Raw genomic sequence first — 23,237 nt, 5'->3', positions numbered from 1 at the left:
GCTTTCTTTCGATCAATCCGTTTAGCTATTCGACTTTAATAGAATCAAAAAACTTCTCTTGCACGACCTTGGCAGACTTGTCGAGCAAGCCTTGAAGATCTGAACCTTTTTTGGAGAAAACCTCTTGCAGCACATTCGTTACTTCGCCGTAGTAATCCTGCGTGTTGTATTGCGCTTCAGGTTTGCCGTCAAGCAAGGAATCGGATTCAGCGTTATATTTGTAGACGTTATCGTATTTATCAAATATAGCCTGTGCTTTTTGACCGTATTCCGATGAAGGGCTGTAGTAGTTCATTTGCGGCGGAATATAGTATTTGCCTTCTGCTTGACGTTTTTGGATATCGGTTTCAAGCGACTCTAGACCTTTATCGGTAAAGTAATCGAATGTAATATAGCGGAAAGCAATTTCTTGTTCGTCCTTCGTCGCATTTGGGTTGATCACGAGGTAATCGCCGCCAAGTACGCCTGTATGCTTGCCGCCTTTCTCCGCTGCCGGCATCGGGAATGTCAATACATCCTCTGGCTTCAAGCCGCCTTGGTTGAGCGCTTGCTCAAGTACACCCTCAGCTCCCGCTATAACCATAGCCGTACGGCTTTGTCCGAAAGCGCCGACAGCATCGCCCCATCCAAGTGCCCAGTCCTGCGGAATTGCATTTGCTTCCCATCTAAGCTTGTTGTAAAACTCTAGCGCCTTCAAGCCTGCCGCAGAATTAAAGGCTGCTGTTACTTTGCCGTCAGCGATCGTCTGAACATCGCCGCCTGCCTCAAACAAGAAGTTGGTCCAGTTCCAGCCTGCTTCTGTACCTTTGCCCATCGGCGCAATACCTGCAATACCTTTCTTCGGATCAGCTACTGCTTTCGCAGTATTGTACATATCGTCCCATGTCCAGTCATACGATGGAATCGGTACACCTTTCTCGTCAAGCAGCTTCTTGTTTACAACCGTAGTTGTAACATAGGCTTTCTGAGATACTCCGAATACCTTGCCATCAATGATAAATTGGCTTTGCAGCACAGGGTTGATTTGATCCTTGAATGGATAACTGTCCCACAGCTCCGTAATATCGGCTACCCAGCCGCGCTCCTGCAAAAACTTAGCTTCTGTTGCCCAAGTGTTGAAAAATGTCGGCGCTTCGTTTGCTGCCATTTTGATGCCGATTTCGCTTGGGTTGTAGTGCCAGTCGCTTTTTACGATTTCCACGTTAGGATAAACCTCGTTAAAACGTTTGATTTTGTCATCTTCCAGCTTGCGGTTCTCCACCTGATCCGGCAATGGATAATAAATGCTGATCGTAATTTTTTTGTCTTTAATATCTTCCTTCGGAGGGTCTGTTTCCTTGCTGCCTGCATTGTTTGTCGCTGCATTCGTTGGTTTATCAGTTTCTTTTGGATCGTTGGTCTCCTTGCTCCCACCGCTGCAAGCCGCAAGAATTGAGCATATCATGACCAAACAAATCAACACTGCCACGTTTTTCTTTAGCATCGATATTCCCCTTCACCATTCGTATTTTCACTACATCCTCATCATAAAGGAGACGTTTTCATTTGGGCGAGGTGTATTCTTATTCCGATCATGTGTATGTCTACGAACTGCTTATCCCTTAACCCCGCCAAGATGAAGTCCGCGCATAATGAACTTTTGGAACGCCAGAAACACGAGAATCGGCGGCAGCATCACCATCGTAAGGATCGCGAAACGAATGTTCAGATTGAGCCTTTGCGCACTGATGACGTATTTATATACGGCTGTCGCAAGCGGATATTTCTTATCGCTGTGCATCACAAGCGAAGGCCAGAACCAATCGTTCCATGCCGTTGAGAAAACAAATATTGCGAGCGTGGAGAAAATAGGAATGGAAAGCGGAATTGCGATAAGGCTGAAGCATTTCCAATCTGACGCACCGTCGATTCGAGCCGCTTCAATCATTTCATGATGGATACCATCGAAGAAATTTTTAAGCAGCAGCAGATAGAATGCACTCGCACTGGCAGGCAGCCAGAAAGCCGCATACGTATTAAGCAACCCAAGATCCTTCAGATTAAGAAAGTTCGGAATGATATAAGTGCTCGGCGGTATAAAAAGTGTAATCATGAAAAAAAAGTAGATTCCCTTCTGATACGGAACATTAAGCTTGGAGAGGCTAAAGGCTGCTAAACCAAGCACGACGATGGTCATAATCATGTTGCCGCCAAAAATCATAAGCGTGTTTTTCAAAAACTGCGGCAGATTAATAAAATTCCAGCCTGTTCGGTAGTTGTCGAAATGCCACTCCGATGGCAAAAAGTGCGGCGGAAACGAGTTCACTTCGGTGTTTGCTTTCAAACCGTTAAACAATGCAGTAGCAATGGGATAAAGCATCGAGGCAACCATTGCAATAATGACAAGAATAATAAGCAGAAACCCTACCTTGTTTTTATTTCTGCGCAAATCGTGACTGGATAATATCCCTCTGTCTAAGCTCTTCATCACTTGCTCGCCCCCCTGTTGTTCAGCCTGAATTGTAAAAGTGCCAATCCGCCAAGGACGACGAACATAAGTACACCCAGCGCAGAGGCTACCCCGTAATCAAGCTTCGTAAATGCATATTTGACGATAAACAGCGAGTAAGTGAGCGTTGCTTTGTTCGGACCGCCGTCAAGCAAGGCCAGCTGAGATTGGAAACCTTGCGTCGTTGCAATCAACTGCAAGAGGAACAGAAGCAGAATCAAGCCGCGAATCGACGGAAGCGTAATATGCCAGATACGGCGGAATATGCCTGCGCCATCAATTTCTGCCGCCTCATACCAGTCCCGCGGGATACTAAGAACAGCAGCCAAATAAATGAGCATGCCTGAACCGAACTGCTGCCATGTTTCCATGACGACAAGCGAAATCATTGACCAGCTTCTATTCGTTAGGAAGGCTATTTGGTCAAGCCCCGCTTCCGTCAGCAATCCGTTAATCGGACCTACCGGATCATAGAACCATCTCCATAAGCCGTATAACACAACAGCAGGCACGACGTTCGGCAAATATGCCGCCACGCGAACGAAGCCTTGAAAGCGACGCAGCTCTGATATTGCGATTGCAAACAGAATAGGAACCCAAAAGCCGATAACCATACATAAAAACATGTAGTACAGCGTATTTTTCACACCAATCCATACATCAGGATCGTTAAAAATCGTCTTGTAGTTATCAAACCCCACGAACGTATTTCCCTTTACAAAATCGATCGTGTAAAAGCTGTAAATAATGCCTTTCGTTATTGGCACCCACAAAAATAAAATAAAAATGATAGCCGCGGGCAGCAGAAACAAATAGCCCGAAATATGTCTTTTCCACCTGCCAGCCTTCCTCTGCACCTTGCTATCGAGCGGCTCGCCTACTACAACGGATTGTTCCATCTGAGTTTCCCTCATTTCTTTTCTATTGCTCTATACCATTCTAGAAGCAAGGCGGCTAACTGGTAATGTGCAAATCTAAGACAATGATAGCTATTTTTACTTCATCTTATTTCTTGTCGTCCTTCTTAAGCTCGCTTGGGCTCATCCCATAATATTTTTTAAATATTTTGCTAAAATGCTCAGGAGATTCGTAGCCGACGCGCTCCGAAATCTCGTATCTTCGCAAATCGGTAAACAAAATAAGCTTCCGACTCTCCTCCATTCGAAGCTTGATTACATACTCCCATAAGTTATAGCCTGTATCCTTCTTGAATAAATAGCTTAAGTAATTCGGGCTGACATGATTTTTTTGGGCGACCTCATGCAGCGTCAGTCCCTTCTGAGCAAAGTTGCGATCGATATATGCCTTCGATTTCTCTACAATGAGGCTATTCTGTTCGCTTAGCTCTTCGGCAGTAGGGTCCTGCGTATAGGTGCTCCAATTAAAATCACCGTAATAAAACACATAATGATCACGATGCTCACGGTTCCACATGATCGCCTTGCGCGCTTGTTCGCTGAGCATGCCCACGAAACCAATGCCCCGCACAATTTGACTAATGCCAATGACACAGTGCAGCCCGATAAATTTATGAATGTTGTAATAGAGGCTGCGCCCGATCATATCCAATTGATTAATTTTGTTGACACTTGCTTCTCCAAACTCGTTCTCATCCCATTGAATAAGTACACTAATCTCCTGATTGGGGGAATAAAAGGCCACATGATTCCATTCCTTATCAAGCAGTTCGTTCGCAATGTTCAATGCAGCATATTGCAGCAGCAGTGCATCCCTACTTTGGATCTGCCGATCCTTATCCGATAAATTCAGGCGCAGCTTAATGACCGCATAATAAGGCCCGGTCAGCTTGATAGCGTAGCGCTCATACAGCTTCTTCGCAATTTCCTCGGGTGTCTCCTCGGAGCTTGACAGCAGCTGATTAAACAGCTCCGTTCGCTTCGGGAGCGGTTCCTCCATATGGAAATGCTCTTGCAGCTTGGATAAGAACTGATCCTCCGTTGCCGCAGGCTTATTCATTTTGAGCAGCACATTTCGGACGGAATCCAGAAATTGATCATTATTAAGCGGTTTAATCATATAATCCTTTGCACCGAGTCGAATCGCCATTTGAGCATATTGAAACGTTTCATAAGCGGAAATGATGATCGTCTGAACCCAAGGCTTCAGCAGCTTAGCCTGATGCATTAGCTCAATTCCATTCATCGAACCCATTTGAATATCTGTGATCAGCAGGTCAATTTCTTCAATTCTCAAATAATCGAGCGCTTCATATCCGCTGTGTGCCATATAAACATTTGCTAAACTAATGCCGGAAGCAGACAATAAACTGCATAAACCCTCACATATTAAAGGCTCGTCATCTACGATCAATATATTGTACATTTATAATCCTCCCCGTCAGCATTCCAATACTCACTTTGTCTCATCATAGCTCGTTGGCAAAATAATCGTCACCGTCGTGCCGCCGTTGTCCCCGCGCTTGTAGCTCATTCCATATCCATTGCCAAAATGAAGCTGAATTCGTTGTTGGATGTTACGAATCCCATAACCTAAACTATGATCCGACTTGTCATTGCTTAATAAACGCTCAATTGAGGCATAATCAACTTCCTTATGTCCGTTGTCCTCCACCTTGATCGTAACTCGCTCGCCCTCAACTACGGCCGAAATTTGGATTTCGCCATCCTCGCCCATAAATTTAACGCCATGGATAATCGCATTTTCGATAAGCGGCTGCAGCGATATTTTCGGAATCATAATCATTCTTGCGGCATCGGAAATGTTCCAGTGCACTTGAAACTCATATTTGTATCGCTTCTGCTGCAAGCTGACGTAAGCGGATGCATGCTCAAGCTCCTCATCCAGCGGAATGAGCTCTCTCCCTCTGCTTAGGCCAATTTTCATCAGCTTCGATAAGTCCTTAATCATTTCTGCGGATTCCGTATTTCCTTCAAGCGAGCTCTTCCAGTAAATACTCTCAAGCGTGTTGTACAGTAGATGTGGATTAATTTGCTGGTAAAGCAGCTGAAGCTGCGACTCCTTCTGCTTGATGTCCATATGGTATTTATAATGAATAAGCACATTCAGCCTGCGGGCCATGTCATACAAAGCGGCAAAGAGTACGCCGACCTCGTCATTCCGGCCTTTTCCCGGCGTCTCCGGCACTAGCCTGCCTGGCTCATAGGTGCGAACAAACTGCGCCAGCTTCTGAAGAGGCGTCATAAGCGAGCGCCAGAAATAAACAACAACAACGCAGCCGAACAATATATAAGCAATAGAAATGAGCTGAATGACATGCTTGAGCTCGCTTTGCTGCTTTAATAACGAGCTGATCGGAATTTGATAGACAAGTTTATTGTTCAAGTTGCGGTTATAATTGACCACATAGATGTAATCAGAGGTCATGACATCAAAAGTGCCCACCGCTTCCATCCCATCCTTAATCTCTGTTGCAGGCGGCAGTACATACGTCTTCCCCATCAGACTTGAATCAGTTGCTGCGAGCACGCGGTTCGACCAATCCATAAACATGATCTTGCCGTCTGGCAGTGAAACGGATTTCAGCGATTCGCTAATTTTCATATCCATCTTTGTTGCGACCAAAACGCCAATGATACCGTTTCCAATAGATACATTGCTGACGGCACGAATATAAGCAAGCGTGCTGATCTGCGATAACCCTACATTTGAATCAATAATTTCCATGTAACCTTTGCTCTTATAACTGACCGCATCATCGTACCAGCTTGGCTTCTCTGCATCGGAGAAAAAATAAACCCCGGTTTGTGTCAACTGACGCTTCGGTGCAAAAAAATAGTAATCATTCGGGTCATAAATATACAGCGAATAATATACGGCTTCTCCTCCATTAAGGGGAATCGAATTACTCGCAAGCAGCTTGTCGACCTTATCGTATTTCCTTACTCTTTCAATCACCGTTTCTGCCCCTGTAGGGACAAGCTGCTGCGTAATTGGATTTTGAATAATCGTCGTCGTTATTTTGCTGATCGTATCCATGTCACGATTAATGACGGTATCGTTTTGTTTAATGAGCTCCACATATGCGCTCGTCACATGGTTTTTAAGCAAATGCTCTGCTTTCATATTGCCGTACCAATGCAGTAGAAAAATCGGACTCACCATCACGAGAAACAAAAGTATCAATTGCTGCTTTATGTTCAATTTTGTCAAAGGATTGCTAAGACCCGATTGCATGCAGGCACCTCCGGTTAATAATTGTACTATAGCAAAAAAAACAGCCAAACAGAGTGGCTAGATCTACCCTTTTCAAAAGAGGCAATGGAGCATAATCGTAGAAATACACATACTTCATACAAAAAAATGCTGCTAGTCAACAGATGTTGGTTAGCAGCACTTAGGATGGTATATTTTAAGCGATAATAGATTTGATATGTATATTTCTCTCCTGGCTTAAATCCAAGAAATAATCTGCCAGCTTGATAAGAGGCGTCTCAATATTGTGCGGATTGATGTACACGACCTCGCCTTCTCGGCCATCGGTCAGAAGCACTTGTTTGCCGACTAATCGCTTCATCAGGTTTTCAATAAATACCGAGATAATTTGCGGGTTAAGAACGCCAAACTTCCCATCTGTCATCTGATTAACAATTTCATGAAAGGATAATGGCTCGTGATAAGGACGCTTGGAGGACATCGCATGAAAAATATCCGCAACTGCTACGATAGAGCTGAATAAATCAATATTTTCCTTTTTCAGTCCGAGTGGATAGCCGTTCCCGTCCTCGCGTTCATGATGCTGAAGCGCAACACGAGCGATTCGGAGGCTTAAGCCCGTCGTACCCTTGAGCAGTTCATAACCGTAAATGGTGTGCTTCTTAATTAATTGGAATTCAACTTCATTCAGCTTGCCCGGCTTGTTTAAAACCTCTAACGGAAGCTTTACTTTGCCAACATCATGCAGGGTAGCAGCAAGCGACAAAATCGAAAGCTCTGAATTGTCCAGATTCATCCATCTTCCGATAAGCGTCGATATGACGCCCACACCTACGTTATGCTCATATACATAATCATCCTTGGCTTTCACCGCTTCGAATAATTCGAAAATATCCTGATTTTTGGATAGCTGCAAAATAGCTGGCAGCACCTCATTGCGAATCTCCATTAACGGGACCTTACGTGATACTAATATCGATTCAAAGAGCTCTTTTGAGATATTAACCGTTTGCTGAACAAGCTCACCAATTTGAATGCTTGATTGCTGAATCGGCTTATCCTCATAAGCAAGGGCAATCGATGATAAATCTATCCGATGGTTTATTAATATTTGTATTGATTCACGAGTCAGAACAGAGTCAGCAGGTACAATCGTAACGCCATAAGCGTTCAAAATATCATATTTCATTTTTTTCCCGATCAACTGTTCCATGACTTCACTCCCTCGGACTTGACGTTTCCAACTTTTAGTTTACCATATCTTATTTAGGAAGGGTCTATTAAAATTAGAAAGATGAGAATATCTAGAAAAAGCCAACGGATTAGGAAAACTAATCCGTTGGCTTTTTCAGAATCAAGACCTGTACAGCTATCTTAAAATCCAGCATAAAACATTAAATATTGATCTGTATTCGCTTTCCAGTAATTACGGTCATGGCCGCCAGATGAGGTTTGGAACTGTACATCGATGCCCTTTGCTTTAAGCTTTGCATACAATTGATCAGTAGAATTAATAACATGTATCATATCTTTATTACCATAATCCAAATAAATATTTAAATTTTTCAATTCCAGCTGGTCTACAAGATAAAGCGGATCTGTCCGCTTTCTCATTTCTTCATCCTTGAATAACCAGCCCAACTTCTCCGTAGAATCCATAAACATGGCTGGACTATGTCCACCACTTTTGCTGAATAAGTCCGGGTGCGTAAATGCTAAAAACAACGCTGCAAAGCCGCCCATGGAGAGTCCTCCAATATATCGACTTTCTCTATCGGCGATCGTACTGTAATGGGAATCCACATATCCGATCAAATCCTTGATCAAGTAATCCTCATATCGTCCGTATTGACGTCCATCCTTGGAATACGTTTGATCAGCGTAATTCGTGCCATAACTGTTGTCATACTGAGGCATCACTATAATTAATGGCTTGATTTTCTGAAGCTTGATCAATTGTGTCGCCTTATCGGACACATTCATATCTTTATTCCACGTTTTCTCATTACCACCTCGACCATGCAGCAAATAAAGGACAGGATAGTCAACGGTTTCCGTATATCCAGCAGGTAAATAAACTTGCAGTTTCATATCTTTATGTAATGCTTCACTGTTCATCGTCCTTTTCTCCACACGTGCTGCTGGAAGAGCTTTCGAGGACACGGCATTATTTTCGCTAGTGGCTGCAGTACAACCGGAATTCGTTAAAACACTGCACAATATCATACTCACAAGAAATATATTCAAAATAAACCTCCTTACCTTTATTACCATTTTCCACCTGCTTAACCTTATTTATATAGCAAAATAATCATACATCCTGTAATTTTAATTAACAATACGTCTAGCGACTGAAATCGTGAACGCAGCTAGCTGCACATAAAAAAAAGAAATAACCCAAGGGAGATTCTCATAAAATGGTTAACTACAATGTACTACAACCATTACAAAACGAGAATCTCACCATGGGTTACACATAACAGCATGTTATATTTAGCGTAGAAACATTTTATAAATTATAGTTCCAACCATACTTCCATTAGCTGATCCAGCTGCTTTTGCCGTTCCTCCTGCATATTCCAAATGGATTCAAGCGCAGCTGGATCACCCATTGTCGCGATTTGCTCCATTTCCATATTGCCCTCTAGCAGACTTGCTTCAAGCCTCGCAATCTCTTGTTCCAATTGCTCCTTCGTACGCTCCAGTCTTCCACCTTGTTTTGTCTTTGAATGGATAGCTAATTGCTTCGGATCTCGCACAACCTGCTCCGTTTTAACGGTAACAATGTTCTCGTTCGTTTTATAAGGCTTCCGCTTTGACTTAAAGTCATCGTAATTGCCCAAGTAAGTGTGAATGGCTCCCTCATTAAGCTCCCAAACTCGTTTAGCCAGCCGATTGATAAAATACCGATCATGCGAGATTGCCAGCACCGTTCCATCATAGTTTTCCAAAGCTTCCTCCAGCGCCTCGCGGGAGCTGACATCAAGATGATTCGTTGGCTCATCCAGCAGCAATAAATTCGGTTTTTTACGAATAAGCAGCGCGAGGCGAAGGCGTGACCATTCCCCGCCTGACAGCAAATGAAGTGGTTTAAATACATCCGTTCCATAAAACAAATAGCTAGCCAGTATATTCCTTGCCTCGCCTTCCTCTAAACCGCCCTCCGTTTTAAAAAATTCAAGTACGCTGAGCTGCTTATCGTCAACCTTCTCTTCTTGAGCCAAATAGCCGATATGAAGGCGAGCTCCAAGGACTAGCTGTCCATCATCTGGCTGAAGCTCGCCAAGCAGCATCTTAAACAACGTCGTTTTGCCTGAGCCATTGTCCCCAACCAGCACAACCTTCTCACCATAGAACAAGCTGCCCTCTGCTTTTTCCAAAATAACCCGATCACCGAATTGTTTAGTTACATTCTCAAAGGTAATTGCCTTACGACCAGAGCGATCAAGCGCTGTAAGCTCGAAATCAGCGGTCTTCGGATCAAGAACCGGTCGTTTAATCATTTCCAGCTTTTCCAAAGCTTTGCGCATGGAAGCGGCGCGTTTAAAAAACTTCTCATTGTCGCCGATACGCCCCCATTCCTCCAAGCGCTTAATCGTTTCCTTCATCTTCTTTATCTGCTTCTGCTGCTCTTGAAAATTCGCAAACTGCTGCAAGAGAAGCTCCTCTTTCTCCTTCACATATCCGCTATAGTTTGTAAGAAAGGTTTGTGCTGTACCGTCCTCAAGCTCGATTATTTTGGAGCACACCTCATCAAGAAAATAACGATCATGCGATACGATGACACATGCGCCATCATATTGCTGAATAAATTGCTCCAGCCACTCCATCCCCCGCAAATCCAGATGGTTCGTAGGTTCATCAAGCAGCAGCAAAGCCGGTCGGACAATCAACTGGGAGGCAAGTGCAATTCGCGTTTTCTCACCGCCGGACAGGCTGCCAAAGCCTCGTGAATAAACAGCTCGATCGATACGCAAACCCGTTGCGACCTGCTCAATTGCCGTATCCATCTCATAACCGCCGCTTCTCTCGAATCTTTCCTGAGCCAGCGAGTATGTTTTCAGCAAACGCTCCAAAGCAGCTGAATCAGCAAGCATTTGCGGACTCGACATCTCTGTTTCCATCTGCGTCATCTGATGCTTGCACGCCATTAAGTCTTGATAGCCATAAGCCAAAACTTCATACACGGTCAGCTTATCAAATTCGGCAGGTGTCTGCGGCAAATATCCGATTGCCAGCTCCTTCTGTACCGTAAGCATTCCCTCATCTACCTGATCATGACCTGAAATTAGGCGAAGCAATGTCGATTTTCCGCTTCCGTTGCGGCCAATCAACCCGATCTTCTCGCCTGCTTGTATTTGCAGCGTTAGTCCATCAAATATCAGATTTGCGGCGTGGTATTTCTTTATTTCCTGTATATTAACAATAATCATGTGAAGAGCCTCCTGTTAGATGAAGACCCTGACTCTCAAACACAACAAAAAAAGAGCCGCAGCAACAAGCCTGCGACCCTTCGGATGGTAAAGCTATCCGTAGTGGTTAAAGTAGGCGTCTTCTCGCGAATGGTTTAATCGTATGAGCATAATTGGACAGACCTCTCCCGTTCGCGGAAAATGTATGAACAATGCCAGCCATAGCAATCGGCAGCTGGCTAATACGGTTATTAACCATTTCGTGATTCACCTACTTCACCTCCCTTTCATTCATTCTTTTTAAAATAACATAAGGGCAAGTGTTATTGCAATAGCCAAACCAATTTTTGTATTTACAAGGAGTGAGCATATATGATGTCGAAGATGATATTGTGAAGGAGGCTTATATATGGATAGATTTACACATCTTGGGGTGTACGGCGTCTTGAGGAAAGACGATAAAGTATTGCTCATCAAAAAAGGCAGAGGGCCGCATACAGGGAAGTGGGATTTCCCGGGAGGGTCAATTGAATTTGGAGAAGAGCCTGATCAAACACTCATTAGAGAGTTTGAAGAAGAGACAGGAATTACAGCGTTAACTGGCACCATCAAAACGACAATGTCATATACGCTGATCTGGCCATTTAAAACGGATAAATTAGAAGAGATGCATCATATCGGCATTATTTATGATGTAAACCTAGTAGATGAAACATTCAATCTAAAAACGGATGGCGATGGCCAAGACTCGTTAGGCGCAAAGTGGATTCCTATGCGTGATTTAATAGATATGCCCGTAACTCCGTTTGTAAAAAATATATTTGGCTAGCCGGACATTCCTTATTCTTAAACGGAAAGGTGGTATTCAAGTGGAGCTTTATTTTAAAGACAACTTCTTTAGTGCTGGTGAAACAACGATTATGGATGCAAATGGAGCCTCTGCTGGAACTATAGACTTTGAGCTTATTGCAGTTGTGATGGGTGTTCATAGCATTCAGAACGAAGCGACAAACACAGCGGCTACATAGTATTCTTCTTCGTATGAGTATTCTTAAAGCTTTTTGATCATTTTAAAATTGTTTAATTTCACACCTCTCCGTTCCACGACTTGTGACTCAACTTCCCGGTATTCATGACGTTCAAAAAATGGTTTTGCTGTTATGCTCGCATCTGTTTTTATCTCATTTACCCCTAGTCGACCAGCTTCAGCTTCAAGTTTTTTCAATAGGGCTGAAGCTACGCCTCTTCTCTGATAATCCTTATGGACATACATTCGATCCAGTTCCCCTCCATAGGTTATGTCAGCAAATCCTACAATTTGACCGCTGTTCTCAGCGATAAAAGTAATATTTCGAACCATGGATTCCTTCCAAGCTTCGATTTTTTGGTCTGTCTCATCTTGTGGAGCCCAAGCGTTAAGCTGATCTTGTGAATAATGTTGTTTGTTTACTTCATGCACCGTTTCATAGAATAAGGAAACAACCTCACTAATATCCTCTTTAAGGAACCTTCTAATATTCATACTCATTCCTCCAGCTGGATTTTTATGTATAAAAGTAATCGTTTTGCACACTATAAGCATATTGCCGTTTTCTATGCGGCCAAAACAAAAACATGATGAATGGGAGAATACGATGAGAAAAATATCTATGTTAGTCTGTTTGCTATTCCTGACCCAAACATTTGGAATTGTATTAGCACATCCAAATCCAAATGCTGAACCTGCTGGAGTACTTGTCACTATAATTAACAGCGAAGGCCAACATATTGGATCAGCTCAGCTCACCCAAAAAGCTGACAAAGTATATTTGCACATTGAAGCGGAGAAGCTTGCTCCAGGCAAGCATGGTATTCACTTTCACAGCGTGGGCAAATGCGATACTCCTGATTTCAAAACAGCTGAAGCTCATTTCAATCCAGTGAATAAGCAGCATGGCTTTAACAATCCAAAAGGCTACCATAACGGTGACCTCCCCAATATTACGGTAGATGCCGATGGCAAAGTGAAGGCTGATATCGTAAGCAGCGATGTGACGCTCTTGAAAGGCAAACCAAATTCCTTATTAAAGGACGGCGGCACATCCATTATCATCCATGAAAAAGAAGATGATTATGTTACCGATCCATCCGGAAATTCTGGTAATCGTATCGCTTGCGGAGTTATCCAATAAGCTAGCGTGAAAAACGAGAGGCTGTCACAAGGAAATAACCTTGTAGCAGCCTTTTTTTGATTTCGATATTTATTTGTTATAAGCCCTGTAGAAAACTAAAAATAACTGTCCCCAAAACACCAGCCCCCAATCCCTTACCCCACAAGGTCTCACCGCCAATTCTGAGATAAAAATTCCTGTCCCAAAAATGAGGGGGAAAAGACCTGAAAACTGGAAGAGGACTGGCTCAATTGTGATCGAAAACGAATAATAATTCGTGTCCCTAAATGGGCAGAGAAATGCTTGAGAAAAGAAGGTATCAGCAGTTAAATCGCATGGATAAAAGTCTGGGAATGTCTGAGTAAAACCGTCCCAGCTTACTCCAAAAGCCTTGAGTAGACTGGGTTTCTACTTGATTACCTATTCGGGATTTGAATAGGAAATCCCTGCTGTGATGTTTTAAGAGGAGAGAAAAAGACTGGAGAAATGGTTGGGGCAATCGTCAACCAGGTTCCAGCCTTTGGTGGTTTGGGACAGTTAATTTTAGTTAGGGACGATAAATTTGAAATTTGGACAGGAATTATTTATTTGTTATAAGCCCGCTGACGCAAGCTTTCATAGAGCAAAACCGTAGCTGCCATCGCAACATTTAACGACTCTGCTTGTCCAACCATCGGAATAATGACCGATTCGTCCACGAGCGCGCGAACTTCAGGAGACAGTCCTTCTGATTCGCTTCCCATCAGCAGCCATGTTGACTGTGTCCAGTCGTAGCCATAGCAGGTATGCTCTGCTTGCAGGCTTGTCCCAATAAGCTTCATGCCTTTTTCTTTCGCTTCGGGCAGAAGTTCTTTTAAATCCGCTTCTATAATAGGCAGATGGAATAAAGAACCCATCGTAGATCTTACGGTTTTCGGATTGTAGAGGTCCACGCAGCCTTTGCCCAAAATAACAGCATCTGCGCCAACCGCATCCGCGCTGCGGATGATCGTTCCTGCATTTCCAGGATCTCGTACGCCGTCAAGCACAACGACAAGCCCGTTTTTGCGATATAATGCCTCTTTATGTACAGACAGCTTTGACAAAATAGCAAATACAGGTGGAGGCGTATCCGTTCCTGTGCATTTTGACATGACCGATCGAGAAGCTTGAACCCACTCTAAACCGAGTGTCGCATCCGTATCATTCGTTTCTCGCTCCAGCTTAAGCTCTCCGGGAATACCACGTTCTGCATCATAAACTATCGTCGTAACTTTTGCTGTACCTCTCAGCGCTTCCAATACGAGATGAACGCCTTCTATTAGGAATTGGCCGCTGCGATCACGGTATTTTTTGTCTAGCAGCGATGCCCACTGCTTGACTCTGTCATTTTGTACAGATGATAGCAAAGAATCAAAATTTTCATTCATAGTTTGATTTAACCTTCCGAATATGCAATTTCTAAATTTGTTAGATCTGAGTTTTTACCTACAATAACAAGAATATCGTCCCTGCCAATTAAATCGTCCGCATATGGAGCGATGTTCATGGTAGACCCTGTTTTGATAGCCATAACATTACATTTATACTTCGCCCTAATATCGAGCTTCTTTAAGCTTTGTCCAATCATTGGCTCGGGAGCTTTAATTTCAATGATGCTGTAATCGTCTGATATCTCGATATAATCAAGAATGTTAGGCGACACAAGATGATGCGCAACGCGCAGGCCCATATCCCGTTCGGGGAAAACGACCTTATCGGCACCAATTTTGCCTACAACTTTACCATGAAGCTCGTTTTGAGCTTTGACGATTAACGTTTTTACTCCTAGATCCTTCAAAATGAGCGTCGTCAAAATGCTTGACTGAATGTCTTGTCCTATCGCTACGACAACAACATCAAAATTCCGAATACCGAGCGCTCGAAGCGCTTCCTCATCCGTAGAATCAGCGGATACTGCATGAGTTACAAAATTAACGACTTCTTGTACTCGCTGTTCGTTCGAGTCAATAGCTAATACCTCAAAGCCCATATCTGTCAAAGCTTTTGCAATGCTCGAGCCAAAACGCCCCATTCCAATTACTGCGTATTGCTTCTTTGCCATCGATACATAATCCTCCTTACGCGGATGATTGCTGCAGTTATTTAGACAGTATACCATAGCTTGCTCATTCGGATGAAAGAAGCATACACTGGACATAGTAAATAAGTAAATCCCAATGGGCAGGAGGCTGTTTAGTTTGAAAGAAATTGATCTGCGTCAAGCAATCGTTATGCGTGTGCAGGATAACTCTGCGAAAGATCTATCGGAAGTCATTGAAGACTCAATTGGCGCGGATGAGCGTGCTTTGCCAGGGCTTGGTGTACTTTTTGAGATGATCTGGCAGCAATCCACTGAGCTAGAGCAAGAGCGAATGGTTGATTCCTTATATAGGCATCTTCATCATTCTGAGCATGCTAATCCGTCTCAGTAACGCACAGCTGCAGAATAAACAATTTGGCCTCCGATAATGGTAGCTGTTACCCAAGGCAGGCCATCATAACGATCCACAATAATTAAATCCGCTGCTTTGCCAAGCTCTATGGAACCAATGTCACCATCCACGCCCAATGCCTGCGCTGGATGTAATGAGACCATCCGTACCGCAGCTGGCAAAGCGGCAATCCCTTCATCTGCAAGCTTAAACACAGCTGCCAGCATAGAAGATGGATGATAGTCTGAGCATAAAATATGGGCAGCACCAGCAGCAATTGCGTCGACCGCCTTTAAATTGTTATCATGAGACGCACCTCTAACAACATTAGGAGCACCTACACAAACACGAAGCCCTCGCTTAGAAGCATATTTTGCCGTAACCATATTAATTGGAAACTCACAGACAGAAACCCCATAATCAAGCGACTCATCTACCTTCTCCACCGAATCATCGTCATGTGAGGCAACGGCTATGCCAGCTTTAGCTGCTAGTTTGCTCAGATTCTTCAAATGGTCACCGTTTACCAGTTGCCTTTGCTGAATGAGATTATCAACAATTGCACGTACCTCTACGACGCCTACACCCTGATTCTTCATTACATAACGCTCAAAAGAGCCGGGCTCACGATATTGGCCTTGCCCAGGTGAATGATCCATAAACGATAAATAATCAATCGCTTTCTCATTCAAAAACCGTTCAACTATTGGCATACCTGCCAAATGTGATATCTCAAAGCGCAAATGTATACGATTGCGAATCATCGATCGTTTATTGCGGTAGCTGTTAATATACTCAATCATCCCCGTTAGCAAATGATCTCCTCGCAAACTAAGCCCTACGCCAAGCGATAATGAATGATACATCGTAGTTATGCCATGCACCGGAAGCTTCCGTTCAAACTCCAGCAATGCCATATCCAAAGGAAACAATGTATTGGGACGCGGCTGCACTTCTTTCTCAATCGCATCGCAATGAATGTCAATTAGACCTGGAAGGATGTATTGCTGCTTCGCATCTATGTTTATAGACTGGGGGTGCAGCTTTATCCAATTGCTGATTGCGAGTTCATCGTGCAGCACAGCAGTTATTCGTCCATCGATAATAGCAATTGCCCCTTCAGCCATTTGGCCAGGCAAAACGATCTTTCCGTTCGTAATGATCATAGGCTCAGTGCTGGCTCTCAAGCGATTATCCATCGATATACACTTCCCCCGCTCTAAAATGATTGTAATGATTTTACCATATTTTACTTAGAAAAACATACCTAGGAGTTAGATCCTTGATATTTGTAAAAAAGACATTAATTCCTCTTTTATACAGATCTAAAGCTTCTATATTATGCTCGAAACAATCAAAAAAACCGCAAGAATAATTCCTCGCGGCTTTGAAGCATAATAAAGGCAAGAAGCGTTGCCTTTCGTTTCTCATTTTATTCTTCAAGAGGTATTAGCTTGTAAATATCTCCATTTTCAAAAGAATCGATTAAACGATCCAGCCATTTGTAATATTTTAAAGCCTCATCAATCTTTTGTGTATCATTATCAAGCACATCAAGGAAAGATTGTTCGCTTTCGTATTGAAGCTTTAGAGCATCAATTTCCTTCATTGATCGGTTTAGAGCACTCATATTTTGCTCGACAGCTTTTCTCCATTTAATGGAGAAGTAGTCAGTAAAGTTTTGATGCCAGTTTGGCTCTACTTCATATAAGTCTTTTCTTGAGCCTTTACCCCATACTTTATTTATCATCTTCAGATCATGCAGCGTACGCATGCCAGTACTCATTGAAGTCTTGCTCATGCCCATCGTCTGGCTCATCTCATCAAGTGTAACTGGCTCACGATTAAAGTACATATTGCCGTACAAATGACCAATGGATAACGTAATGCCGTACAAATCCATGTTTTCACCTATTGATTCAATGACGCGGCGCCTTGCTTTATGCAGCTTGGTTAGCTGCTCATCTGTTAATGCTGCAAGCTCATTCATGTCGTTCCTCCTGAGGAGTGTCTTTCCCCCTATCATTCTTACATCAATTATTGTAATCAAATGACCATCCATATGTAAAGAACACGTTTGATACGAAAAAGGGAGTTATCCAGAGTATACAGTATGTAAAGTTCGTAAAGTTATAACTGTACGTAGTATACAGAGTCTCACGCCTTTTGACCATAACAAACATAACCAACTAAACTTATGGGAGTCGAAATATTCCAAAGGGGGCACAACATGGCGATTATAGAAGCCAAGAGGCTGACCAAAATTTTCGGGACAGATCCGAAAAAGGCGATCCCGCTGCTGGATAAAGGATGGTCTAAAGAGAAAATTTTTGCAGAAACAAAGCTTACGGTTGGGGTGAACCAAGCAAATTTCTCGATTGAAGAGGGACAAATATTTGTTATTATGGGCTTGTCCGGTAGCGGCAAGTCGACACTTATACGTCTTCTCAATCGATTAATTGAACCTACTCTAGGTCAAGTCCTGTTTAACGGGACAGATGTGCTTAAGATGTCACCAGAGCGTCTGCGGCAATTTAGAAGAAAAAATGTAGGTATGGTATTTCAGAAGTTCGCACTGTTTCCGCATCGCACCGTTATTCAAAACATTGAATACGGACTAGAGGTACAGGGCATCGATAAGAAAAAACGCAGAGAAATGGCGATGCATTCGCTAGAGCTTGTTGGATTAAAAGGATGGGCAGACAGCTATCCTGACCAATTAAGCGGCGGTATGCAGCAGCGCGTTGGACTCGCAAGAGGACTTGCCAACGATCCGGATGTTCTGCTTATGGATGAAGCATTTGGCGCACTCGATCCTTTAATTCGGAAGGATATGCAGGATGAGCTGCTTGAGCTTCAATCCAAAATGAAAAAAACAATTGTTTTCATTACCCATGACTTAAACGAAGCACTGCGGATCGGTGATCAAATCGCTTTGATGAAGGATGGAAGCATCGTCCAAATTGGATCACCTGAAGAAATATTGATGCAGCCAGCGAACAAATATGTTGAGCGTTTCGTCGAGGACGTTGATTTATCCAAAGTATTTACAGCATCACATGTCATGATTAAACCTGAAACGATAACGATCGAGAAAGGTCCGCGTGTTGCTTTGCAATTTATGCGTGACCGCGGAGTATCGAGCCTTTACGTTGTCGACAAAGGTATGCGCCTGCTTGGCGTTATAACGGCAGAAGAAGCAGCGAATGCAATTAAAAACGGCCAAAAGCTTGAAGATGCAATGGAGCGAGAAGCGCCATTCGCACAGCCGGATACGCTGCTTAATGAGTTGTTTGAATTAATGAGTAATTCGAAATTCCCCATTTCCATTATTGATGCAAACGGGCGCCTTAAAGGCATCGTCATCAAGGGCGCGGTTCTAGCCGCATTAGCTGGAAATTCCGTATTAGAGGCTGGTGAACGTATTGAATCTACCTAAAATCCCATTAGCTGACTGGATCGAATGGCTGGAAGCTTGGTTTGAAGCTCATTTCGACCCTTTTTTCAAATTAATACGCACAGTTGTCGGCGAAACTGTAAATGGCTTGGATGTCGCTCTCAATTGGTTTCCAGCGCTAGTGCTTATTTTGATATTCACTATTTTGGCTTGGCTCATCGGCAAGTGGAAAATGGGAATATTCACACTTATCGGATTGTTAATCATAGAAAACCTCGGCTTATGGAGCCAAACGATGCAGACACTAGCTCTCGTTTTGACTGCAGCCTTCATATCCGTGCTGATTGGCGTTCCTATTGGAATTTTGTGTGCTCGCTACACCAATTTCCAAAAAATCATTACACCACTGCTTGATCTTATGCAGACGATGCCAGCCTTCGTTTATTTGCTCCCAGCTGTAACGTTTTTCTCCTTGGGTGTTGTTCCTGGCGTGATCTCTTCGATTATTTTTGCAATCCCGCCAACGATACGATTAACGAATCTTGGCATTCGCCAAGTCCCTGCCGAATTAGTAGAAGCAGCAGATGCCTTCGGCTCTACGCCAACGCAAAAATTGTTCAAGCTGCAGCTTCCTATTGCCATGCCAACCATTATGGCCGGCATTAACCAGACCATTATGTTGTCACTATCGATGGTCGTCATTGCATCCATGATTGGTGCTCAAGGCGTAGGAGCTTATGTATATCGTGCAGTCACGCAAGGAAATACCGGCGTTGGATTTGAAGCTGGTCTTGCCATTGTTATATTAGCCATTATTTTAGACCGACTGACCCAACAAATTATTCGTAAAAGCAAAACCACCTAAACTAATTTATAAACGTTAAGCGCATGCTCGATGTTAGTTTGCTGCGCAAAATTTGAGCGTATGCTTACGAAGTATTTTGCTGCGCAAAATTTGAGGAGTGATTTTTTGAAATTTAATAAAATGAGTGTAATTGTTGCTGCTGTTATGACCATGGCTTTAGTCGCTGGATGCTCTTCAAACAATGAAGGCGCTAAGAAAAAAGTAACGCTTGCTTACGTGGCTTGGGATTCTGAGATAGCGAGCACGTATGTTGTGAAGGAAGTACTTGAGCAGAAGCTTAATTACAAAGTTGATATGATGCAAGTTGATGCGGGGCCTATGTGGGCTGGTATTTCTGACGGCAGTGCAGATGCGATGGTAGCTGCATGGCTTCCTACAACACATGCATCGTACATCGAAAAATATAACGGTAAATTTGATGATCTAGGACCAAATCTAGAAGGAACAAAAATTGGTCTAGTCGTTCCTAAATATATGGATGTTAACAGCATTGACGAGCTTAACGATGCCGTTGGCGCTGAAGTAGATCATACGATTATCGGTATTGAGCCGGGTGCCGGTCTTATGATGTCGACAGAAAAAGTATTAGATCAATATAATCTGCGAGATAAATGGAAGCTGCTTGAGAGCTCCTCCGCAGCAATGACTCAGCAGCTCGAGAAGGCTTATGCAAACAAAGAGCCGATTGTTGTGACAGGCTGGACACCGCACTGGATGTTCGCAAAGATGGAGCTGAAATATTTGGCAGATCCTAAAAATGTATATGGCGGAGACGAACAAATTCATACAATCGCCCGTCAAGGCCTAAAGGATGATTTGCCTGAAGCTTATGCATTCCTCGATCAGTTTAATTGGACGCCAGATGATATGGCTTCCGTTATGATCAAAATCCAAGAAGGCGAGACGCCAGAAGCAGCTGCCAAAGCATGGGTTGAGCAAAATCCTGACAAGGTTGCAGCTTGGATAAAATAATAGTCAACTTCGATGGATCAATAGGTCACTTTGGACAAAATGTTGGAGAGCATGAAAAAATAGCGCATCAAAAGCTATTCCCGGCGGATTCAATTATTGCTCTCACCGACATTGCATAATACCTTAATCATTTCTCTAACGAACTGTATCATGCTTATCGTGAAGAAAACGACTCTTCTTTCATTTTAACGAACCTGATAAACGTTATATCATGTTTTACATGGTGTTCCGCGCTAGTTTTCTCGAAATAACGATTCTGGAGTTCGTTAAAATTTAATTCCATTACGAATCGTTTAAATAAGACCTGCTGGGTTCGTTAGCTATAGGTTTGATAAGGTAAGAACATCGTTCTGCCTTAGCTCCATCAAAAAGAGCTGTTCCAATCGTAGATACATCTACTTTTGGGACAGCTCTTTTTTAAAGTTATTTATTAATGGCTTTACATTCTAGCCGTTAATGCTCTTCAACCTTTATTAATCCAAACAGAATGGCTGCAAACCAAGCGGCAATGGCGCTGGGCGCTCACAAGTGCTTTTCATAACATAATGCACGCCTTGTTCCGACGCGTCATGGAAACCATGCATAGCTTCGAGTACATGATAAGCAAGCTCGCCATTAGCGCGATGCTTACGGCCGGTTTGAATCGCTTTGGCCATGTCTGCTGCACCGACACCACGAGCGTTCTCTGTGTATCCGTAAGCGAGCGGAATATCTGACCATTCGTTTGAGCCCGCACGCCAAATTTTAATTTGACCGCCAAACCCGTTTGGATCTGGGACAAGAAGTGTGCCCGCGCTGCCATATATTTCGATTCGAGGAAGCGTTGAGCCGCCTTTCACATCAAAGCTTGTGAGCAATGTTCCGATAGGACCCGATGCAAAGTCCATCACTCCAGCGATATGAGTTGGTACTTCAACCTCTACCTGCTGACCGTATTTCGGCTTGCTTGTAATCGTTCTCTCTGGGAAGGAGATACGTGCCGAACCCGTTACACGAGTGATAGGTCCAAGCAGCGCTACAAGCGCGGTTAAATAGTATGGTCCCATATCAAACATCGGGCCGCCGCCCTTTTGATAATAAAATTCAGGAGCCGGATGCCATGATTCATGCCCGCCGCACACCATGAATGCAGTCGCGCCAATTGGCGTACCAATCCAACCATCCTCAAGCAGCTTAATGCTCGTTTGGATGCCGCCGCCAAGGAATGTATCAGGCGCGCTTCCTACATAGAGACCTTTTTTCTCAGCAAGCTCAAGTACCTGCTGCGCTTCTTCACGAGTAACTGCAAAAGGCTTCTCAACATAAACATGTTTGCCTGCTTCAAGAGCTTGCAAGCATACCGATGCATGCGCTTGCGGGATCGTCAAATTGATTATCATCTGAACTTCTGGATCAGCAAGCAGCTCCTCAACCGAACAACCGCGAACGCCAAACTGCTCGCCTTTTGCTTTGGCTCTCTCCACATCTAAGTCTGCGCAAGCTACAACCTGCAAAGCATCAAAACGGTTGCCGTTTTCAAAATAGATACCGCTAATATTGCCTGTTCCTATAATGCCTGCTTTGATCTTTTCCATAATCTCTAGTCCCTCTTCTCATATCCTAAGATTATTATGATTGCGATTTACAATTGATTATCTGCCATACCGCTATAAGCAGAAGCTGTTTTGCCTGCTGCCAGCGCATTTGCTTTACCTTCAGCACACCACAAGAAGCCGCGTCTCATAAGCTCTTTCACCGCTTCAATCTCGATAATATTAGCTTGATGGCCAAGCGAATTGTAATATACGCGTCCAACACCCCAGCGCTTCGTCCATACAACCGGCATATCGACTGCCTTGTTAAGGGAATGCGGTCCCGGTGTCAGCGGAAAACGTGTTGTCGCCAGCACTTCAACCGCCGGATCCACATGCAAATAATATTGCTCAGAGCTTACAACAAAATCTTCAATGCCTTCTGTCAGCTGACTGGATGAATTATTAATATTAACCGTATATTCAACCCCGTCATTGCCTGGGTGAGCTACCCATTGTCCGCCGGTCATAAACTGCCAGTCTACATTTTCACGGAACGCATCGCACATTCCGCCATGGCATCCTGCCAAACCTACGCCGCTTTGAACAGCTGCGGATACATTATCGACAAGCTTCTGCTCGATCCGTGCCATCGTCCAAACGGGTACGATAAGATCAAGTCCCAACAGTTTTTCTGCATCCGCAAATGCTTCCAATGTGTCGGACACCTCTACCTCGAAGTCCTCAGCTGCAAGCACCTCACGAAAAATTTCTGCTACCTCTTTCGGCTGATGTCCATCCCAGCCGCCCCATACGATTAGTGCTTTTTTCATT

23 protein-coding genes are annotated in these 23,237 nt (G+C 43.6%); 7 read left to right on the top strand and 16 right to left on the bottom strand.

Translation table 11 applies throughout. The features are described 5' to 3' along the window. Positions 1–25 precede the first annotated feature (25 nt). From BK120_RS29155 to BK120_RS35585, 9 genes are all read right to left on the bottom strand, one after another. Positions 26–1,483 carry an ABC transporter substrate-binding protein gene (locus BK120_RS29155; protein WP_076271012.1) on the bottom strand — a complete coding sequence of 486 codons (1,458 nt, stop codon included), beginning with the start codon at positions 1,481–1,483 and terminating at the stop codon, positions 26–28. A 111-nt stretch (positions 1,484–1,594) separates the two neighbouring features. Next, positions 1,595–2,467: a carbohydrate ABC transporter permease gene (locus BK120_RS29150; RefSeq protein WP_076271011.1), complete on the bottom strand. Its 873-nt coding sequence runs from the start codon at positions 2,465–2,467 to the stop codon at positions 1,595–1,597. Continuing rightward, positions 2,467–3,387 carry a carbohydrate ABC transporter permease gene (locus BK120_RS29145; protein WP_144376886.1) on the bottom strand — a complete coding sequence of 307 codons (921 nt, stop codon included), beginning with the start codon at positions 3,385–3,387 and terminating at the stop codon, positions 2,467–2,469. The genes BK120_RS29150 and BK120_RS29145 overlap by 1 nt, the downstream gene beginning before the upstream one ends. A gap of 106 nt (positions 3,388–3,493) precedes the next feature. Further along, positions 3,494–4,831, bottom strand: a complete 1,338-nt coding sequence (locus tag BK120_RS29140; protein WP_076271009.1) for a response regulator transcription factor — start codon at positions 4,829–4,831, stop codon at positions 3,494–3,496. Positions 4,832–4,861: 30 nt separating this feature from the next. After that, entirely contained in the window at positions 4,862–6,664 is a 1,803-nt protein-coding gene (locus tag BK120_RS29135) for a sensor histidine kinase (protein ID WP_076271008.1), read from the bottom strand. Between the two features lie 175 nt (positions 6,665–6,839). Continuing rightward, positions 6,840–7,856 (bottom strand): HD-GYP domain-containing protein, encoded by a 1,017-nt coding sequence (locus BK120_RS29130; RefSeq protein ID WP_076271007.1) that lies wholly within the window; start codon positions 7,854–7,856, stop codon positions 6,840–6,842. A gap of 161 nt (positions 7,857–8,017) precedes the next feature. Then, positions 8,018–8,890 carry an alpha/beta hydrolase gene (locus BK120_RS29125; RefSeq protein WP_256711058.1) on the bottom strand — a complete coding sequence of 291 codons (873 nt, stop codon included), beginning with the start codon at positions 8,888–8,890 and terminating at the stop codon, positions 8,018–8,020. 269 nt (positions 8,891–9,159) lie between these two features. Further along, positions 9,160–11,076 carry a ribosomal protection-like ABC-F family protein gene (abc-f, locus tag BK120_RS29120; protein ID WP_076271006.1) on the bottom strand — a complete coding sequence of 639 codons (1,917 nt, stop codon included), beginning with the start codon at positions 11,074–11,076 and terminating at the stop codon, positions 9,160–9,162. Positions 11,077–11,182: 106 nt separating this feature from the next. Beyond that, the gene (locus tag BK120_RS35585) at positions 11,183–11,326 is read right to left on the bottom strand and encodes a hypothetical protein (RefSeq protein ID WP_179089924.1); all 144 of its coding nucleotides are present in this window, start codon (positions 11,324–11,326) and stop codon (positions 11,183–11,185) included. A gap of 138 nt (positions 11,327–11,464) precedes the next feature. Here BK120_RS35585 and BK120_RS29115 point away from each other — a divergent pair, with 138 nt between their 5' ends. Both BK120_RS29115 and BK120_RS35580 read left to right on the top strand, forming a co-directional pair. Next, positions 11,465–11,884, top strand: a complete 420-nt coding sequence (locus BK120_RS29115; protein ID WP_076271005.1) for an NUDIX hydrolase — start codon at positions 11,465–11,467, stop codon at positions 11,882–11,884. Between the two features lie 40 nt (positions 11,885–11,924). Continuing rightward, the gene (locus BK120_RS35580; RefSeq protein ID WP_179089923.1) at positions 11,925–12,083 is read left to right on the top strand and encodes a hypothetical protein; all 159 of its coding nucleotides are present in this window, start codon (positions 11,925–11,927) and stop codon (positions 12,081–12,083) included. A gap of 23 nt (positions 12,084–12,106) precedes the next feature. Here the strand turns inward: BK120_RS35580 and BK120_RS29110 are convergent, their stop codons facing one another. Continuing rightward, positions 12,107–12,577, bottom strand: coding sequence for a GNAT family N-acetyltransferase (locus BK120_RS29110; protein ID WP_076271004.1), 471 nt, complete (start codon positions 12,575–12,577; stop codon positions 12,107–12,109). A 112-nt stretch (positions 12,578–12,689) separates the two neighbouring features. Between BK120_RS29110 and BK120_RS29105 the strand changes: the two genes are divergently transcribed. Next, positions 12,690–13,226, top strand: coding sequence for a superoxide dismutase family protein (locus BK120_RS29105; RefSeq protein ID WP_076271003.1), 537 nt, complete (start codon positions 12,690–12,692; stop codon positions 13,224–13,226). A gap of 563 nt (positions 13,227–13,789) precedes the next feature. Here the strand turns inward: BK120_RS29105 and BK120_RS29100 are convergent. Both BK120_RS29100 and BK120_RS29095 read right to left on the bottom strand, forming a co-directional pair. After that, positions 13,790–14,614 (bottom strand): TrmH family RNA methyltransferase, encoded by an 825-nt coding sequence (locus BK120_RS29100; protein WP_076271002.1) that lies wholly within the window; start codon positions 14,612–14,614, stop codon positions 13,790–13,792. 8 nt (positions 14,615–14,622) lie between these two features. Beyond that, positions 14,623–15,345 (bottom strand): potassium channel family protein, encoded by a 723-nt coding sequence (locus tag BK120_RS29095; RefSeq protein WP_076271060.1) that lies wholly within the window; start codon positions 15,343–15,345, stop codon positions 14,623–14,625. Between the two features lie 79 nt (positions 15,346–15,424). Between BK120_RS29095 and sspI the strand changes: the two genes are divergently transcribed. Further along, on the top strand, positions 15,425–15,658 hold the full coding sequence (gene sspI / locus BK120_RS29090) for a small acid-soluble spore protein SspI (protein ID WP_144376885.1): 234 nt from the start codon (positions 15,425–15,427) through the stop codon (positions 15,656–15,658). Here the strand turns inward: sspI and BK120_RS29085 are convergent. Together BK120_RS29085 and BK120_RS29080 are read right to left on the bottom strand one after the other, a co-directional pair. Further along, a complete protein-coding gene (locus BK120_RS29085; protein WP_083682596.1) occupies positions 15,652–16,857 on the bottom strand; it encodes an alpha-D-ribose 1-methylphosphonate 5-triphosphate diphosphatase in 1,206 nt (401 codons plus the stop codon). The genes sspI and BK120_RS29085 overlap by 7 nt on opposite strands. A 233-nt stretch (positions 16,858–17,090) precedes the next feature. Next, positions 17,091–17,648: a GbsR/MarR family transcriptional regulator gene (locus tag BK120_RS29080; RefSeq protein ID WP_076271000.1), complete on the bottom strand. Its 558-nt coding sequence runs from the start codon at positions 17,646–17,648 to the stop codon at positions 17,091–17,093. A gap of 240 nt (positions 17,649–17,888) precedes the next feature. Here BK120_RS29080 and BK120_RS29075 point away from each other — a divergent pair, with 240 nt between their 5' ends. From BK120_RS29075 to BK120_RS29065, 3 genes are all read left to right on the top strand, one after another. Further along, positions 17,889–19,097: a quaternary amine ABC transporter ATP-binding protein gene (locus BK120_RS29075; protein ID WP_076270999.1), complete on the top strand. Its 1,209-nt coding sequence runs from the start codon at positions 17,889–17,891 to the stop codon at positions 19,095–19,097. Beyond that, on the top strand, positions 19,084–19,920 hold the full coding sequence (locus BK120_RS29070; RefSeq protein WP_076270998.1) for an ABC transporter permease: 837 nt from the start codon (positions 19,084–19,086) through the stop codon (positions 19,918–19,920). Before BK120_RS29075 ends, BK120_RS29070 begins: the two co-directional genes overlap by 14 nt. Before the next feature lie 105 nt (positions 19,921–20,025). Then, positions 20,026–20,892, top strand: a complete 867-nt coding sequence (locus BK120_RS29065; RefSeq protein ID WP_305953912.1) for a glycine betaine ABC transporter substrate-binding protein — start codon at positions 20,026–20,028, stop codon at positions 20,890–20,892. A 473-nt stretch (positions 20,893–21,365) separates the two neighbouring features. Here the strand turns inward: BK120_RS29065 and BK120_RS29060 are convergent, their stop codons facing one another. Continuing rightward, a complete protein-coding gene (locus tag BK120_RS29060; RefSeq protein ID WP_179089922.1) occupies positions 21,366–22,466 on the bottom strand; it encodes a Gfo/Idh/MocA family protein in 1,101 nt (366 codons plus the stop codon). A 47-nt stretch (positions 22,467–22,513) separates the two neighbouring features. Continuing rightward, positions 22,514–23,236 carry a ThuA domain-containing protein gene (locus BK120_RS29055; RefSeq protein ID WP_076270996.1) on the bottom strand — a complete coding sequence of 241 codons (723 nt, stop codon included), beginning with the start codon at positions 23,234–23,236 and terminating at the stop codon, positions 22,514–22,516. Position 23,237: the final 1 nt, after the last annotated feature.

This window comes from Paenibacillus sp. FSL A5-0031, assembly GCF_001956295.1.
Classification (GTDB): Bacteria; Bacillota; Bacilli; order Paenibacillales; family Paenibacillaceae; genus Pristimantibacillus.
Note: the sequence above shows the minus strand (reverse complement) of the source record. Positions and strands in the feature narration are given on the sequence as shown.

Bases quoted from the DNA above. Each gene is read 5' to 3' on its own strand.
- BK120_RS29155 (WP_076271012.1), bottom strand. From the start codon at position 1,483: ATGCTAAAGAAAAACGTGGCAGTGTTGATTTGTTTGGTCATGATATGC.
- BK120_RS29150 (WP_076271011.1), bottom strand. From the start codon at position 2,467: ATGAAGAGCTTAGACAGAGGGATATTATCCAGTCACGATTTGCGCAGA.
- BK120_RS29145 (WP_144376886.1), bottom strand. From the start codon at position 3,387: ATGGAACAATCCGTTGTAGTAGGCGAGCCGCTCGATAGCAAGGTGCAG.
- BK120_RS29140 (WP_076271009.1), bottom strand. From the start codon at position 4,831: ATGTACAATATATTGATCGTAGATGACGAGCCTTTAATATGTGAGGGT.
- BK120_RS29135 (WP_076271008.1), bottom strand. From the start codon at position 6,664: ATGCAATCGGGTCTTAGCAATCCTTTGACAAAATTGAACATAAAGCAG.
- BK120_RS29130 (WP_076271007.1), bottom strand. From the start codon at position 7,856: ATGGAACAGTTGATCGGGAAAAAAATGAAATATGATATTTTGAACGCT.
- abc-f (WP_076271006.1), bottom strand. From the start codon at position 11,076: ATGATTATTGTTAATATACAGGAAATAAAGAAATACCACGCCGCAAAT.
- BK120_RS29115 (WP_076271005.1), top strand. From the start codon at position 11,465: ATGGATAGATTTACACATCTTGGGGTGTACGGCGTCTTGAGGAAAGAC.
- BK120_RS29110 (WP_076271004.1), bottom strand. From the start codon at position 12,577: ATGAATATTAGAAGGTTCCTTAAAGAGGATATTAGTGAGGTTGTTTCC.
- BK120_RS29105 (WP_076271003.1), top strand. From the start codon at position 12,690: ATGAGAAAAATATCTATGTTAGTCTGTTTGCTATTCCTGACCCAAACA.
- BK120_RS29100 (WP_076271002.1), bottom strand. From the start codon at position 14,614: ATGAATGAAAATTTTGATTCTTTGCTATCATCTGTACAAAATGACAGA.
- BK120_RS29095 (WP_076271060.1), bottom strand. From the start codon at position 15,345: ATGGTATACTGTCTAAATAACTGCAGCAATCATCCGCGTAAGGAGGAT.
- BK120_RS29085 (WP_083682596.1), bottom strand. From the start codon at position 16,857: ATGGATAATCGCTTGAGAGCCAGCACTGAGCCTATGATCATTACGAAC.
- BK120_RS29080 (WP_076271000.1), bottom strand. From the start codon at position 17,648: ATGAATGAGCTTGCAGCATTAACAGATGAGCAGCTAACCAAGCTGCAT.
- BK120_RS29075 (WP_076270999.1), top strand. From the start codon at position 17,889: ATGGCGATTATAGAAGCCAAGAGGCTGACCAAAATTTTCGGGACAGAT.
- BK120_RS29060 (WP_179089922.1), bottom strand. From the start codon at position 22,466: ATGGAAAAGATCAAAGCAGGCATTATAGGAACAGGCAATATTAGCGGT.
- BK120_RS29055 (WP_076270996.1), bottom strand. From the start codon at position 23,236: ATGAAAAAAGCACTAATCGTATGGGGCGGCTGGGATGGACATCAGCCG.